The organism is Amycolatopsis sp. DSM 110486 (genome assembly GCF_019468465.1).
In the GTDB taxonomy this organism is placed as follows: Bacteria; Actinomycetota; Actinomycetes; order Mycobacteriales; family Pseudonocardiaceae; genus Amycolatopsis.
In genome coordinates, this window is sequence record NZ_CP080519.1 from 7,807,307 (window position 1) to 7,820,405 (window position 13,099).

The 13,099-nt window shown below is 71.9% G+C and carries 16 protein-coding genes; 9 read left to right on the plus strand and 7 right to left on the minus strand.

Annotated features, from left to right (window positions below; all coding sequences use genetic code 11):
* Positions 1-255: 255 nt before the first annotated feature.
* The 4 genes from K1T34_RS37865 to K1T34_RS37880 all read right to left on the minus strand — a co-directional run bounded on the left by K1T34_RS37865 (position 256) and on the right by K1T34_RS37880 (position 4,456).
* Entirely contained in the window at positions 256-1,998 is a 1,743-nt protein-coding gene (locus K1T34_RS37865) for a thiamine pyrophosphate-dependent enzyme (RefSeq protein ID WP_220239529.1), read from the minus strand.
* A gap of 10 nt (positions 1,999-2,008) precedes the next feature.
* The gene (locus K1T34_RS37870; RefSeq protein WP_220239530.1) at positions 2,009-2,722 is read right to left on the minus strand and encodes a flavodoxin family protein; all 714 of its coding nucleotides are present in this window, start codon (positions 2,720-2,722) and stop codon (positions 2,009-2,011) included.
* 128 nt (positions 2,723-2,850) lie between these two features.
* Positions 2,851-3,117 (minus strand): hypothetical protein, encoded by a 267-nt coding sequence (locus K1T34_RS37875; protein WP_220239531.1) that lies wholly within the window; start codon positions 3,115-3,117, stop codon positions 2,851-2,853.
* 121 nt (positions 3,118-3,238) lie between these two features.
* Positions 3,239-4,456, minus strand: coding sequence for a PP2C family protein-serine/threonine phosphatase (locus K1T34_RS37880; protein WP_220239532.1), 1,218 nt, complete (start codon positions 4,454-4,456; stop codon positions 3,239-3,241).
* A gap of 101 nt (positions 4,457-4,557) precedes the next feature.
* Between K1T34_RS37880 and K1T34_RS37885 the strand changes: the two genes are divergently transcribed.
* The 6 genes from K1T34_RS37885 to K1T34_RS37910 all read left to right on the plus strand — a co-directional run bounded on the left by K1T34_RS37885 (position 4,558) and on the right by K1T34_RS37910 (position 9,189).
* Positions 4,558-5,010 carry an SRPBCC domain-containing protein gene (locus tag K1T34_RS37885; protein WP_220239533.1) on the plus strand — a complete coding sequence of 151 codons (453 nt, stop codon included), beginning with the start codon at positions 4,558-4,560 and terminating at the stop codon, positions 5,008-5,010.
* Positions 5,007-5,357 carry a helix-turn-helix transcriptional regulator gene (locus tag K1T34_RS37890; RefSeq protein WP_255637839.1) on the plus strand — a complete coding sequence of 117 codons (351 nt, stop codon included), beginning with the start codon at positions 5,007-5,009 and terminating at the stop codon, positions 5,355-5,357. The genes K1T34_RS37885 and K1T34_RS37890 overlap by 4 nt, the downstream gene beginning before the upstream one ends.
* Complete coding sequence (locus K1T34_RS37895; RefSeq protein ID WP_220239534.1) at positions 5,354-5,803, plus strand: SRPBCC domain-containing protein; 450 nt, start codon at positions 5,354-5,356, stop codon at positions 5,801-5,803. Before K1T34_RS37890 ends, K1T34_RS37895 begins: the two co-directional genes overlap by 4 nt.
* A gap of 115 nt (positions 5,804-5,918) precedes the next feature.
* A complete protein-coding gene (locus K1T34_RS37900; RefSeq protein WP_220239535.1) occupies positions 5,919-7,421 on the plus strand; it encodes a carboxylesterase/lipase family protein in 1,503 nt (500 codons plus the stop codon).
* Between the two features lie 51 nt (positions 7,422-7,472).
* A complete protein-coding gene (locus tag K1T34_RS37905) occupies positions 7,473-8,834 on the plus strand; it encodes an MFS transporter (protein ID WP_220239536.1) in 1,362 nt (453 codons plus the stop codon).
* A gap of 13 nt (positions 8,835-8,847) precedes the next feature.
* Positions 8,848-9,189, plus strand: a complete 342-nt coding sequence (locus K1T34_RS37910; protein WP_220239537.1) for a hypothetical protein — start codon at positions 8,848-8,850, stop codon at positions 9,187-9,189.
* A 42-nt stretch (positions 9,190-9,231) separates the two neighbouring features.
* Here the strand turns inward: K1T34_RS37910 and K1T34_RS37915 are convergent, their stop codons facing one another.
* Positions 9,232-10,074: an SDR family oxidoreductase gene (locus K1T34_RS37915; RefSeq protein ID WP_220239538.1), complete on the minus strand. Its 843-nt coding sequence runs from the start codon at positions 10,072-10,074 to the stop codon at positions 9,232-9,234.
* A 79-nt stretch (positions 10,075-10,153) separates the two neighbouring features.
* Between K1T34_RS37915 and K1T34_RS37920 the strand changes: the two genes are divergently transcribed.
* The 3 genes from K1T34_RS37920 (at position 10,154) to cynS (ending at position 12,003) form a co-directional block, all read left to right on the plus strand.
* Complete coding sequence (locus K1T34_RS37920; protein WP_220239539.1) at positions 10,154-11,071, plus strand: LysR family transcriptional regulator; 918 nt, start codon at positions 10,154-10,156, stop codon at positions 11,069-11,071.
* Complete coding sequence (locus K1T34_RS37925) at positions 11,068-11,436, plus strand: hypothetical protein (protein ID WP_220239540.1); 369 nt, start codon at positions 11,068-11,070, stop codon at positions 11,434-11,436. The genes K1T34_RS37920 and K1T34_RS37925 overlap by 4 nt, the downstream gene beginning before the upstream one ends.
* A gap of 120 nt (positions 11,437-11,556) precedes the next feature.
* Complete coding sequence (gene cynS / locus K1T34_RS37930) at positions 11,557-12,003, plus strand: cyanase (RefSeq protein ID WP_220239541.1); 447 nt, start codon at positions 11,557-11,559, stop codon at positions 12,001-12,003.
* 65 nt (positions 12,004-12,068) lie between these two features.
* Here the strand turns inward: cynS and K1T34_RS37935 are convergent, their stop codons facing one another.
* Both K1T34_RS37935 and K1T34_RS37940 read right to left on the minus strand, forming a co-directional pair.
* Entirely contained in the window at positions 12,069-12,431 is a 363-nt protein-coding gene (locus tag K1T34_RS37935; protein WP_255637840.1) for a VOC family protein, read from the minus strand.
* Between the two features lie 64 nt (positions 12,432-12,495).
* Complete coding sequence (locus tag K1T34_RS37940; RefSeq protein WP_220239542.1) at positions 12,496-13,062, minus strand: dihydrofolate reductase family protein; 567 nt, start codon at positions 13,060-13,062, stop codon at positions 12,496-12,498.
* Positions 13,063-13,099: the final 37 nt, after the last annotated feature.

The following is a 13,099-nucleotide window of genomic DNA, read 5'->3' on the forward strand; positions in this document are numbered from 1 at the left end:
GCGGTGCTGGTTCTTCGAACCCGGGCGGCTTACTCGTTCCGAAACGCCACGGGTTCGGACATGCGCGAAATAGTTGCGCCATTCAGACCAACCGTCAATACGGTGATCAATCCCTGAGACGCCGCCGTATCGGGTGAATCCCCGGCACCGACGTCTGCCCAGCTGAGCAGGTCTGCATCACCCGACCGTGTGACTGGCACAAAACAGAAGAGGCCCGGCCGAGGAACGGCCGGGCCTCTTGGGCTGCGGAGGCGGTTACGCCTTTTCGTCGACGTCGTGCGCCGAGATCAGGGTCTCCTCGATCTTGGCGATGGCGAAGCCCCACGCCTGGCCGACAGTGGGCTTCGGCGGGATCACGATCTCTTCGGCATTGGTGACGACGTCGACCAGCACCGGGCCGGGGTGGGCCAGTGCGGCGCGGACACCGGCGTCGACCTGGTCGGGGTGCTCGACGCGAACGGCGTGGATGCCGCAGGCCCGGGCGACGCCGGCGAGGTCCGGGTTCTTGAGCACGGTGCCGAACTCGGGGATGCCGCCCTGTTCCTGCTCGAGCTTGACCATGCCGAGGCGGGAGTTGTCGAACACGAAGATCTTCACCGGCAGCTCGTAGGCCGCGACCGTGAGCAGTTCGCCCATGAGCATGGTGAGGCCGCCGTCACCGCAGAACGCGATGGTCTGGCGGGCCGGGTCGAGCTGGGCGGCACCGAGGGCGTGGGGCAGCGCGTTGGCCATGGAGCCCAGGTTGTACGACCCGAGCAGCTGCCGGTTTCCGTGCAGGGTCACGAAGCGGGCGAGCCACACCGTCGACATGCCGGTGTCGGAGGTGAACACCGCGTCGGCGTCGGCGTGGCGGTCGATAGCTGCCGCGAGCACCTCAGGGCGGATGGCGCGCTCGCGGTTGTCGAACTGCTTGCGTACGCGGCCGGTGACGGTGGAGTCGTAGCCGGGGTCGGCGAGGTGGCGCTGGCGGTCGCGCCAGCTCGTGTAGCGCTCGCGGGACGCCGTGAGGTGCGCGCGCGAGGGCTTCGCCTCGAGCAGCGGCAGCAGCGCGGCCAGCGTGGTGCGGGCGTCGCCGACGAGCGCGTGGTCCACGTGCACGCGGCGGCCGATGCGTTCACCCTCGTGGTCGATCTGCACCACGGTCTTGCCCTTCGGGTACCAGTCTCGGTACGGGAAGTCGGTGCCCACCATCAGCAGCACGTCGCCGTGGCTCAGCGCGTGCTGCGCCGCGGGGTTGCCGATCAGGCCGGTTTGCCCGACCTGGTAGTCGTTGTCCCGTTCGAGGGTTTCCTTGCCCTTGAGGGTCAGGACCATCGGCGCGGCAAGGGTTTCCGCCGTCGCCAGCACCTCGTCGCGGGCCGGGCGTGCGCCGGAGCCGACCAGCATGGTCACGGTGTCCGCGCCGTTGAGCACGGCCGCCACCTCGCCGAGCGCCCCGGCCTCCGGGGTCACCGGCGGGTGCTGGCTCACGAACCGCGGCTCCTGCGTGCCGTGCGGCAGCTCGCGTCCCGCGATGTCGCCCGGCAGGGTCAGCACGGCCACCCCGTTGCGTGCGTACGCCGCGTTCACCGCCAGCTCCAGCAGGTACGGGAACTGGGCCGGGTCGGTGATCGTGCGGGAGAACACCGACACGTCGCGGAACACGGCGTCGTTGTCCACTTCCTGGTGGTAGTCGCTGCCCATCTCGGCGCTGGGCACCTGGCCGCAGATCGCGAGCAGGGGGGTGTGGGACTTCTTCGCGTCGTAGAGGCCGTTGAGCAGGTGCAGCGAGCCCGGTCCGACGGTGCCCATGCACACGCCGATCCGGCCGGTGAGCTGCGACTGCGCGCCCGCGGCGAACGCGCCCGCCTCCTCGTGCCGGACTCCTATCCACCGGATGCGGGGCTCCTGGCGCAGCGCGTCGGTGATCGGGTTCAGCGCGTCGCCGACCACGCCCCACATCGCGGACACGCCGTGGTCGGCCAGGCTTTGCACGAGCATCTTCCCGACAGTGGTCATCGGTGTCCTCTCAGCGGTATTCGGGGTTGGGATGGGTGAAATCGAACCGCTCGCCCTCGTCCCAGGCCGCTCGCTGGTTGCCGTACGCGGGGATTCCGCCCGCGTCCTTCAGCATTTTCGCCAGGTGCATGAGGTTCCACGTCATGAACGTGGTGTTGCGGTTCGTGAAGTCGTTCTCCGGCCCGCCCGACCCCGGGTCCAGGTAGGACGGACCCGGGCCGATCGGCCCGAGCCAGCCGGCGTCGGCCTGCGGCGGGATCGTGTAACCGAGGTGCTGGAGGCTGTAGAGCACGTTCATCGCGCAGTGCTTCACCCCGTCCTCGTTGCCGGTGAGCAGGCAGCCACCGACGCGTCCGTAGTAAGCGTACTGGCCGGCGTCGTTGAGCAGGTGTGAACACGCATAGAGCCGTTCGATGACCTTCTTCATTTCGGACGAGTTGTCCCCGAGCCAGATCGGTCCACACAGGACCAGGATGTCGGCGGCCAGCACCTTCTCGTACAGCGCCGGCCATTCGTCGCTCGCCCAGCCGCGCTCGGTCATGTCGGGGTACACCCCGACGGCGATGTCGTGGTCGATCGTCCGGATCACCTCGACCTCGACGCCCTCGCGCCGCATGAGCTCCGCGCTCACCCGCAGGAGTCCTTCGGTGTTGCTCGGCTCCGGCGAGCGCTTCAGCGTGCTGTTGAAGAACACGGCGCGCAGGCCGTCGAATCGGGGACTCACAGACACTCCAGGGTTCGGTGGGCGGTGGACCTCACCCTAGGGAGCAGCACGCGGAGTCACCATTATCGGGACGTTACGGCGGTTCTTACGGAAGTGTTGTGGCCGGTTTCGCCGGCCGGTGCCGAGACTTACGGCCGGCGCTGTTCGATCGTGAAGCCGAGCTTCCCCAGCACCGCCACCGCGCCCGCTTTGCCGCCTTCGAAGTCGCCGGGGGCGAGGCGCTCGCCGGTGGCGAACTCGTACGCCGTACCGAGCAGGGCCTTGTGCGGGTACCGCTTGCCGTCCCACACCAGCTCGTAGGTGCGCGACGGGCCGAACCCGTGCGCCGCGAAGAACGCCTCCGCCCCGAGCCGGTCGTACTCCTGCGCGGCGCGCACCACGTCCGCCTCGCTCACGCGGCTCCACGACACCATCTCTGCCGGACCTCCCGGGCTGGGCGACACGTCGCAGCCCAGCGTGGGGCCGGCGCGGGGTGCTTCGCATCGGGGAATTCCCCGGTGGGCGCCCACCGGGCGATTAGGGACGCACCGGCCGTTTCGTCACCACCAGCAGCGCGACGTCGTCCTGGGCCGGGTTCGTGCCGACGAGCGCGGCCATCACTCGGGCGCACACGGCTTCCGGGTCGCCCGTGGTCATGGCGGTGGTCAGTTTGCGGAAGCCGTCGTCGAGGTCGGCGTCGCGGCGTTCGACGAGGCCGTCGGTGTAGAAGCCGAGCGTGCACTCCGGCGGCAGCGCGACCACGGTGTCGCGCCGGTCCGCGGGTGGCAGGCCCAGGCCCACGGGCAGGTCCGGCGGGACGTCCAGCAGGCGCGCGGGGGAGCCGGGCGTGGCCAGCACGGGCGGCGGGTGCCCGGCGAGGGACAGCACGAGGGTTTCGCGGTCCGGCGGCACGACGGCGTACGCGACGGTCGCCATGATGCCTTCCTCGAAGTGGTTCATCTTGCGGCTCAGCTTGCCCAGCGCCTCCGCGGGACTCGCGGCGTCGAGCGCGTACGCGCGCAGGGCACTGCGCAGCCGGCCCATCACCACGGCGGCGCCGAGGCCGTGGCCGGCGACGTCGCCCATGACGATGCCGAGGCGGTCGCCGGGGAGCGGGAACACGTCGTACCAGTCGCCCCCGACGGCGAAGTCCGCGCCGGGCACGTAGCGGGACGCGAAGTCCAGGCCCGGCACCGAGGCGATGCGCGCCGGCAGGAGACTTCGCTGCAGCGCCGTCGCGGCCGCGCGGTCTTCGCCCGCGGCCTCGGCCACCATCGTCAACGCGAGGCGGGCCGCGGCGATCCGCAGGAGCTCGATGTCGTCCGAGTCGAACGCACGCTCCACTGTGGACCCGATGTGCAGCACGCCCACGAGCTCGTCGCGGGCGAGCATCGGCACGCCGAGGAGCACTTTGAGACCGCGTTCCCACAGCAGCGCGTTGATCACGGTCGACTCGTCGACATGGTCGATCAGCACCGGTGCGCGCTGCGCCGCGACCCGCCCGGCGAACCCGGCTCCGACCGGCACCCGCACGCCTTGGAAGACCTCTTCCTCGATGCCCGCCGACGCGATCGCGGTGAGCCGTCCGGCGGCCTCGTCGTAGCGCAGCACGGTCGCGGTGTCGACGTCGAACAGCTCACGCACGCGCTCCAGCAGCGTGCGCAGCAGCGGCTCCAGTTCGAGCCGGCCGAGGGCGGTGTCGGTGATCGACTCCAGCCGGTGCAGCCGGTCGCGGGCGCCGGGTTCGACGGGCATTGGACCAGGCTACTGGGCCGCGGCACCTGCAACCGATGGTTGCGCGGCGAAGCGGCGTCCCCTAACCTGCAACCATCGGTTGCGAAAGGGGAAGGACGGCCATGGAGTACGGCACCATCGAGCGCGAGATCCGGGTGGCGGCGCCGCCCGAAGTCGTCTACGAGGTGATCACGCAGCCCGAGCACATCGCGGCGTGGTGGGGGTTCGACGCGGTGTTCGAGGGGACCGCGGGAACTCTGAACCGGCCGCGCCGGGACGGGAGCGGGACGGTCGTCGTGCCGGTGTCCGTCGTCGAGGCGCAGCCGCCGCGGCGGTTCGTGTTCCGCTGGGTGCAGCCGGAGGGGGAAACGGCGACGCCGGAGAACTCGTTCCTCGTCACGTTCGAGCTGGTGCCCGCGGACGGCGGCACGCTGCTGAAACTCACCGAGGCCGGCTTCCGCGAGATCGGGTGGGAGGCGGCGCGGCTCGAGGCGTACTACCTCGACCACACCGCGGGCTGGGACGAACACCTGCCCAACCTGGCGGCATACGCGGCCGGCCTGGTGCACTCGTGATCGACGACGACCTGTGGGCCGCCCTCGGCGACCCCACCCGGCGGCACCTGCTGGACCTGCTGCTGGCCGACGGGTTCGGCACGGCGACGGGACTGAGCGAGCACCTGCCGGTGACGCGTCAGGCGGTCGCCAAGCACCTCGCCGTGCTGGAGCGCGCGGAGCTGGTCGTGGCCCGCAAGGACGGGCGTGAGGTCCGGTACGTCGTCAACGAAGCGCAGTTCGCCCGCGCCGTCGCGCAGCTGACCTCCGTCGGCGCGGCGTGGGACGCCCGGCTGCGGCGGATCAAGACGATCGCCGAGTCGATCCAGGCTCTGCGTTCGGCCGAAGGAAAGGAACCCCCGTCATGACCCCGGACTACCAGAAGACCGTCTCGGTCAACGCGGCTCCCGACACCGTGTTCGACGCGCTCACGACTGTCGCCGGCCTCGGCGCGTGGTGGACCCGCGTCACGGGATCAGGCGACGCCGGCGGCGAGCTCCGGTTCTTCTTCTCCCATCCGGACCCGTGCGTGATGCGGGTCGACGAAGCCACGCGGCCGAGCGTGGTGCGCTGGACCGTGACCTCGTGCGACTTCCTCCCCGACTGGGTCGGCACGCGGCCGGCCTTCACCATCGTCCCGGTCGACGGCGCGACGGAGCTTCGCTTCCGCCACCACGGCCTGACCGCGGAGCTCGATTGCCTCGACATGTGCACCCGCGGCTGGAACCACTTCACCGAAAGCCTGCGCGCCTACGCGGAATCCGGCGTCGGCATGCCGAGCGGCAGCCCGGCCGACCTGGCCCGGCGCCGATGAGACGGCGCGCTCGCGGGTAACGGAACTTGACGAGGTCCCGCACGTCCGGTCCCCGTACGCTCGTCCACTTCGACGAGACCGCCGAGTGCCGGACCAGCCGCGGGAGGAAGCCGTGATGAACGCCCCCGAGATCCGCACGGAGGCCGGATCGGTGCGGGGCCGCGTCGAGGACGGGCCGGCCGTCTTCCGCGGCATCCCGTTCGCGCAGCCGCCGGTGGGGGAGCTGCGGTTCGCCGCGCCGCGGCCGGTGCGGGCGTGGGACGGCGTGCGCGAGGCACTCGCGTTCGGACCGCCGCCACCGCAGTCGCTGCTGCTCGGCCCGCCGTCGAACGCGGTGCCCGGCGAGGACTGGCTGACGCTCAACGTGTGGTCGCCGCGCCCCGAGGCGGGCGCTGCGTTGCCGGTGCTGGTCTGGATCCACGGCGGTGCGTTCCAGTTCGGGCACGCGGCCGATCCGGCGTACGACGGCGCGAACCTGGCTCGCGAAGCGGGCGTTGTCCTGGTGACGTTCAACTACCGCGTCGGCGTCGAAGGGTTCGGGCACCTGCGGGGCGCGCCGGACAACCGCGGCCTGCTCGATCAGATCGCCGCGCTGGAGTGGGTGCGGGCGAACATAGCCGCGTTCGGGGGTGATCCGGCGCGGCTCACGGTGTCCGGCCAGTCGGCGGGCGGTGGCTCGGTCGCGGCGTTGCTCGCGATGCCCGGCGCGGCCGGGTTGTTCCGGCGGGCCATCGTCCAAAGTGGATCCGGGACGTTCTTCACCCCGCCGCTGGCCGCCGACGTCATGACCGAGATCGCCGCCCGCACGGGGCGCGAGCCGACGGTCGATGATCTGCGCGGTGTGTCGCCGGCCGGGCTCGTCGCCGCTGCCGACTCGGTGAGCGGCGAGCTACGGACCTACGCCGGACGCTGGGGCGCCGCCGCGCACGCCGCGGTCCCGTTCTCGCCGGTCGTCGACGGCGAGGTGCTGCCCCGCACCCCATTCGAGGCGCTGGCCGCCGGCGCGGGGCGCGGGATCGAGCTGATCGCCGGCCACACCCGGGACGAGACCCGCCTGTCCCTCGTGCTCGAAGGCCGCCTCGGCACCGTCACCGACGAGGAGGCCGAGGCCGCGCTGCGGGCCCTCGCGCCGGACCCGGACCGCTACCGCCGGACCTACCCGGACGCGAGCGCCGAGCGCCTGTACGAGCTCGTCACCTCCGACTGGTTGTTCCGCATGCCGAGCCACCGCCTGGCCGAGGCGCAGGTGGCCGGCGGCGGCCGAGCCCACGCGTACGAGCTGGTCTGGCCGGCCCCCGGCCTGGACGGCGTGCTCGGCGCCTGCCACAGCCTCGACGTGCCGCTGGTGCTCGGAAACCGCCACGGGAGCCTGTCCGCCCTGCTCCTCGGTGCCGAACCGCCCGCCGAAACCGAAGTGGTCGCCCGGCACTTAGTCACTGCGTGGGCCGCCTTCGCCCACACCGGTGACCCGGGCTGGCCGGCCTACGACACCCGGCGCCGCGCGGTCGCGGTCTTCGACACCGACCTCACGACCACGTCGTACCCGGAGGAAGCGTCCCGCGCGCTGTGGGCCGGGCACGCCTTCGCGCCGCTGCCGCTGCCGGGACTTGACCGGTGATCCACTCGCCTGCGACTCTCGCGCTCTCGGGGGAGACACGGGAACGGTGGCATGACCGGCAGATGGGGCGGCCTCACGGCTCTGCTCGCGGGGTTCTTCGTGATCCTGCTCGACACGACCATCGTCGCGGTGGCGAGCCCGGCGATCCAGGCCGAGTTGAAGCCCGGCGTGGCCGGGTTGTTCTGGGTGACGGCCGGCTACTTGCTCGCGTTTTCGGTGCCGCTGCTGGTGTTCGGGCGGCTCGGTGACCGCTTCGACCCCAAGCGCGTGTACCTCTTCGGGATGGCGGGCTTCGGGGTCGCGTCGGCCTGGTGCTCACTGTCGCCTTCGGTCGGCTGGCTGATCGCGTTCCGGATCCTGCAAGGACTGGCCGCGGCGGCGATGGCGCCCCAGCCGCTCACGTTGATCCGGCGGCTCTTCGCCGAGGACGAACGCGGGCGCGCCCTCGGCGTGTGGGGTTCGGTCGCGGCGGCGGGTACGTTGCTCGGGCCCGGCGCGGGCGGGCTGCTGACCGCGACGCTCGACTGGCGCTGGATCTTCTGGGTCAACGTGCCGCTCTGCGGTGTCGCGCTGCTGCTCGGCCTGCGCCTGATCCCCGGCAGCCCGGGGCGCGCCACGCGGTTGGACGCCCTGGGCGCGGTGGCGAGCACGGCGGGGCTGAGCCTGCTCGTGTGGGCGCTGCTGTCGTGGACTTCGCTTTCCCTGCTCGCGCTGGCCTTGTCCGCCGTGCTGCTGGTCTTCTTCTCCCGCCGCGAACGTGGCCAAGGCGAGGAAGCCCTTGCGCCGCTGGAGCTTTACCGCTCGCCCGGGTATTCCGCAGCCAGCCTGGCGATGGCGGCGCTCGGCGCGACGGTGCTCGCGATGGCCCTGCCGACCATGCTCTACGTGCAGGACGTGCGCGGGTTCGGCCCCGTCGAGGGCGCCGCGGTCCTCGCGCCGGACGCCGTCGTGGCCATGGTCCTGTCTCCGTGGACGGGCCGCTGGGTCGATCGCATCGGTCCGCGCCGGCCGGCGGTGGCCGGGATGGTGCTGCTGACAGCGAGCCTGCTCATCGTGGGCCTGGTGGTCGCGCTGCACCTGAACCCGTGGTGGGTCGCGGCCGGAGCCGCGGTGCTGGGCGCCGCCAACGCCCTGGCCTGGGCGCCGCTGTCGGTCACCGCGATGGCGTCGGTCGCCCCGTCTGCGGCGGGCGCGGCTTCGGGGCTGTTCAACACGGTGCGGCAGGTGGGCGCGGTCGCGGGCGTCGCGGCGACGGGTGCGATCCTCGCCGGGCTGGCCGCCCGGCCCACGCTGGCGTTCGGCGTCGTGTTCGGCTTGATCACGCTCACCGCCGCCGCGGGCACCGTCGCGGCCCTGCGGCTGCCGAAGACCCTGTCCGTGGCCGAGGTGGCTACCGGAGAGCGGCTTTCGTGAGCGTGGTCGCGGTGTGGACGACGCTGCGCACGGCGTCGTCCGCGGCGAGGCCGTGGAGGTCGGTCAGGCCGGACAGCGCCTCGGCGCTGATCACGACGGCGAGGTCGCGTTTGAGCTGGGCCAGGGCCGCGGGGGAGAGGTCCTTCAGCTCTGCCGGCGGGGCGAGCGCGTGGTCGATGAGGCCGAAGCGCAGACCCGGGCGGGCGGTGGCGTCGGCCGGCGCGTGACGGTCGCCGCGATCATGGCGCGCACGGCGCCCTCGTGGGTCAGGACGTGGCGCAGGAGGTGCTCGGTCGCGGTGGCGATCCGGACGACGGGGTCGCCGGTGTCCGGGTTCAGCGTCCGCCTGCGGTAGCAAGTCCGCTCTCATGATGAGAGCGGACTTGCAGGAGCCGGCTCAGCGGCGCACGGGCACGGCGTCGGCCGTGGCCGCGTCGGCGCGCTGGGATTCGACGTCGGCCAGCCGCTGCCGCAGCGCGGTGGTCATGAGCTGCCAGGCGTCCGAACCCAGCACGAGGCGGCGCGGCGGATTCGCCGAAACCGCCGCGCGCACGACGGCGGCGATCGTGTTCTCCTGGCTGTTCGTCATCTCCGACACGGGGATCGGCTCCTGGTCGGCCGGCCCGCCGCGGTACGGGGCGCTGACCGGCACGCGGTCGGCGGCGTCGAAGAAGCCCGTGCGGACCATGCCCGGCTCGATCAGCGTGGTGTCGATGCCGAACGGTGCGACCTCCTCGGCCAGCGCCTCGAAGAAGCCTTCGATACCCCATTTCGTGGTGTGGTAGAGCGAAAACGCGGGGAACGCGAGGTGCCCGCCCATGCTCGACAGCTGCAGCAGCCGGCCGCCGCCCTGGGCGCGCAGGTGCGGCACGACCGCGCGGGCGAGCTGGATCGAGCCGGTGAGGTTGGTGGCGATCATGCGGTCGATCTGCGCGTCGGTGAGGTCCTCGGCGGCGGCGAACACGCCGTAGCCCGCGTTGGACACGACTACGTCGATGCGCCCGAGCGCGGCGAACGCTTCGTCGACGACGGCGCGCAGTCGCGCAGTGTCCGTGACGTCCAGCGCGCGTACCCACAGGCGTTCGCCGTGGCGGGCGGCGAGGTCGTCAAGCTGCTCCGGGCGGCGCAGGGTGGCCGCGACGCGGTCGCCGCGCGCCAGCACCTGCTCCACGAGCTCGCGGCCCATCCCGCGCGACGCTCCGGTCACGAACCAGGTCTTGCTGTTCGGTGTGGTGTCCATACTGGAGAGAACCCGTTGTGCGGAGCGAAAAATCCATACGGCAGATGAGAGTTCCGGATCGCCGCGATACGGTTCGTGCATGAGTGAGCTGACCGTGGCGGGATTGCGGGTCGTCCGGGAGATCGCGTTGAGCGGATCGTTCACCGCGGCCGCGCGGCTGTTGGGGTACTCGCAGCCGGCGATCTCGCGCCAGGTGGCCGCGATGGAGGCGGCGGCCGGGCAGGCGCTGTTCGTCCGCGAAGGGCGCGGCGTGCGGGTCAGCGCGGCCGGCGCCGTCGTGGTCGAGCACGCGGGGCGGATCCTGGCCGGGATGCGGGCGCTGGAACAGGACCTCGCGGGGCTGGACGACCGGCTCGCCGGCCGCGTCCGGCTGGGCGCGTACCCGTCGGCGACGGCCGTGCTCGTGCCCCGCGCCGTCGCGCGGCTGCGCACCGAGCACCCGGGCCTGGAGGTTGCGCTGACCGAAGCGGCGACGCCCACGCTGCTGCGACACCTGCGCGCCCGGCGGCTGGACGTGGCCGTGCTCGGCGTCGGCGCCGGGCTGCCGGACTACGATCTGGCCGGGCTCGACCAGGAGGTCGTGTCGGCCGGCGGCCTGTGTGTCGCGGTCCCTTCTGGCCATCGGCTGGCCGGCGTCGACGTGGTCCCCGTGGCCGAGCTCGCGGGCGAGGCCTGGATCGCCGGCCCGGGCAGCGGCGACGACCCGCAGTTCCGCGCCTGGCCGACGCTCACCGAGCCCGTGATCGGCCACGCCGTGCGCGGCTGGCCGGCGCGGCTCGGCCTGGTCGCCGCCGGGCTGGGCGTGTGCCTGATGCCCGAGGTTGCCGCTCTGTCCATCCCGGCCGGTGTGGTCACCGTCGGCGTCGACGACCCGAACTGGCCGGGCCGCCGGACGATCGCCGTGTTCCCGCCGACGCGCAGCGCGGAAGCCGGGGCCGTCGTCGCCGCCTTACGTCAGGTAGGCGACAACCTTGGCGCCGCCGGTGCGGATTCGTGAGAGAGGAGACGTTCACCCCGGACCTGTACGTCCGGTACTTCCGCGACCTGCGCGAGTTCGCCCCGCGGGCGGGACGGCCGGTGCCCGCCGACGAGACCGTCGAGATCATGGCGCGGTACCACACGGAACCCGCGACCACCCGCACCTCGCCACCGCGCTCGCCGGGCGGGGCGCGCGGGTTCTCGCCCCGGTCCTGCCCGGGTTCGACGGGACACCGCCGGCCGCAGCGCCCGATCAGTACGCCGGCGACCCGGCCATGCACGACCCCGAACTGCGCGCCCGGCTCGAATCCGTGCGCCTGCCGGTGGCCGCAGCTGGAGCAACCGGACCGCGTCGCCGACCTGGCGCTGGGCGACTCGGCCTGAGGAACGGTGAAATTCGGTTACGGGCTTGATACACCGGTCCTATGGGCTCATAGGAAAAGACAGTGAACACGAAACAAGAACTGATGGCTCCTGCGCGATCGGGCCCTTACGCTCGATCGCATGACCACCAAGAAGCAGGCCGCTGACACGGTGCTCGAGGCCAAGGTCCGGCTGGGGCTCACCTGGGCCGAAATCGCCGATACCCTCGACGCCCCCTTGGCGTGGACGACGTCGGCGCTGCTCGGGCAGCACCCGGTTCCCGCGGACAAAGCCGCGAAGGCCGTCGCGATCCTGGAGCTGGGCGACGACGTCGCGCAGGCGCTGCAGCTCCAGCCCACGCGCGGCGCGCTCGAGGAGGCCGTGCCGACCGACCCGACCATCTACCGCTTCTACGAGGTCCTGCAGGTGTACGGCCCCACCATCAAGGAACTGATCCACGAGCAGTTCGGCGACGGCATCATGAGCGCCATCAACTTCAAGATCGACGTCGGCCGCCGCGAGGACCCGGGTGGCGAGCGCGTGGTCGTGACGCTCGACGGGAAGTTCCTCAAGTACCAGTGGGGCTGAGCGTCGCGCGGGCATGACCGGACCGCCTTGCCCCGGCGAGGGCAAGGCGATCCGGCGCCGTGAAGCTACGAAGCCGACCACACGGCGAGCACGTTGCCTTCCGGGTCCCGGAAGTGGAACCGCCGCCCGCCCGGGAAGTCGTAGGCCGGTTCGACGATCGTGCCGCCCGCGGCGACGACGGATGTTTCGCTCGCACCGAGGTCGTCCGAGTACAGGATGCAGAGCGGCCCGCCCGGGGCGACCGCGTCGTCGACGCGGAAGCCGCCGACCTCCGGGTACGCCTCGGCCGGATCGGCCCGGATGCCGGCGTACCCGGGCCCGTAGGCGTTGAAGCCCCAGCCGAACGCGTCGCGGTAGAACGCCGTCGCGCGGTCGAGGTCGGTCACGGCGAATTCCGTGTAGTCCAGGCGGTGGTGCGTCGAAGCCATGACGATCCTCCCGGTCGGCTCAAGTGGCTTCGCCCATTCTGTTCGCCGCCGCCGACAAAAAGCGTCAGGCCGGCCGGTAGGTGAGGAGAACGAGGCTTTCGCCGACGGTCCTCGTGGCCACGAGCCGCATCGGTTTCACCCCGCTCGTCTCGCCGAAAAGCCGTTCGCCCGCGCCGACCACGACCGGGTAGGTCATCAGGCGCAGCTCGTCGACGAGGTCCTGCTCGGCCAGCCTGTGCGCCAGCCGGCCGCTGCCGTAGACGACGAGGTCACCGTCCACCTCCTGTTTGAGATTCGGGACTTCCTCGGCCTTCAGGACCGTGGAGTTGGTCCACTCCGGACCGTCGAGCGCGGAGGAGGAGACGACGTACTTCGGCAGCTCGCGCAACCGGTCCGCCCAGGCGCCGTCGCGGGACCCCCAGCCCCGCGCGACGAACCACGCGTAGGTGCGCCGCCCCATCAGCAGGGCCGCGGCGCTCACCGCCTCTTCGAACTCGACTTCCGCCCACGCTGCCCGGTCCGCGTCCCCGATGCACGTGAACCAGCTGCCCCGTCCGAGGCCGTCCTCGCCGGTCGGATCCTGGATGACTCCGTCGAGCGAGACGTTTTCACTGATGACGATCTTTCCCATGGCCGTTCTCCCTTGTTCTCGGCTGTCGGGGATACCG

Coding starts and splice junctions, on each gene's coding strand:
- cynS (WP_220239541.1), top strand. CDS start 11,557: ATGACCACCAAGAAGCAGGCCGCTGACACGGTGCTCGAGGCCAAGGTC.
- K1T34_RS37905 (WP_220239536.1), top strand. CDS start 7,473: ATGACCGGCAGATGGGGCGGCCTCACGGCTCTGCTCGCGGGGTTCTTC.
- K1T34_RS37900 (WP_220239535.1), top strand. CDS start 5,919: ATGAACGCCCCCGAGATCCGCACGGAGGCCGGATCGGTGCGGGGCCGC.
- K1T34_RS37940 (WP_220239542.1), bottom strand. CDS start 13,062: ATGGGAAAGATCGTCATCAGTGAAAACGTCTCGCTCGACGGAGTCATC.
- K1T34_RS37880 (WP_220239532.1), bottom strand. CDS start 4,456: ATGCCCGTCGAACCCGGCGCCCGCGACCGGCTGCACCGGCTGGAGTCG.
- K1T34_RS37895 (WP_220239534.1), top strand. CDS start 5,354: ATGACCCCGGACTACCAGAAGACCGTCTCGGTCAACGCGGCTCCCGAC.
- K1T34_RS37935 (WP_255637840.1), bottom strand. CDS start 12,431: ATGGCTTCGACGCACCACCGCCTGGACTACACGGAATTCGCCGTGACC.
- K1T34_RS37915 (WP_220239538.1), bottom strand. CDS start 10,074: ATGGACACCACACCGAACAGCAAGACCTGGTTCGTGACCGGAGCGTCG.
- K1T34_RS37920 (WP_220239539.1), top strand. CDS start 10,154: ATGAGTGAGCTGACCGTGGCGGGATTGCGGGTCGTCCGGGAGATCGCG.
- K1T34_RS37885 (WP_220239533.1), top strand. CDS start 4,558: ATGGAGTACGGCACCATCGAGCGCGAGATCCGGGTGGCGGCGCCGCCC.
- K1T34_RS37865 (WP_220239529.1), bottom strand. CDS start 1,998: ATGACCACTGTCGGGAAGATGCTCGTGCAAAGCCTGGCCGACCACGGC.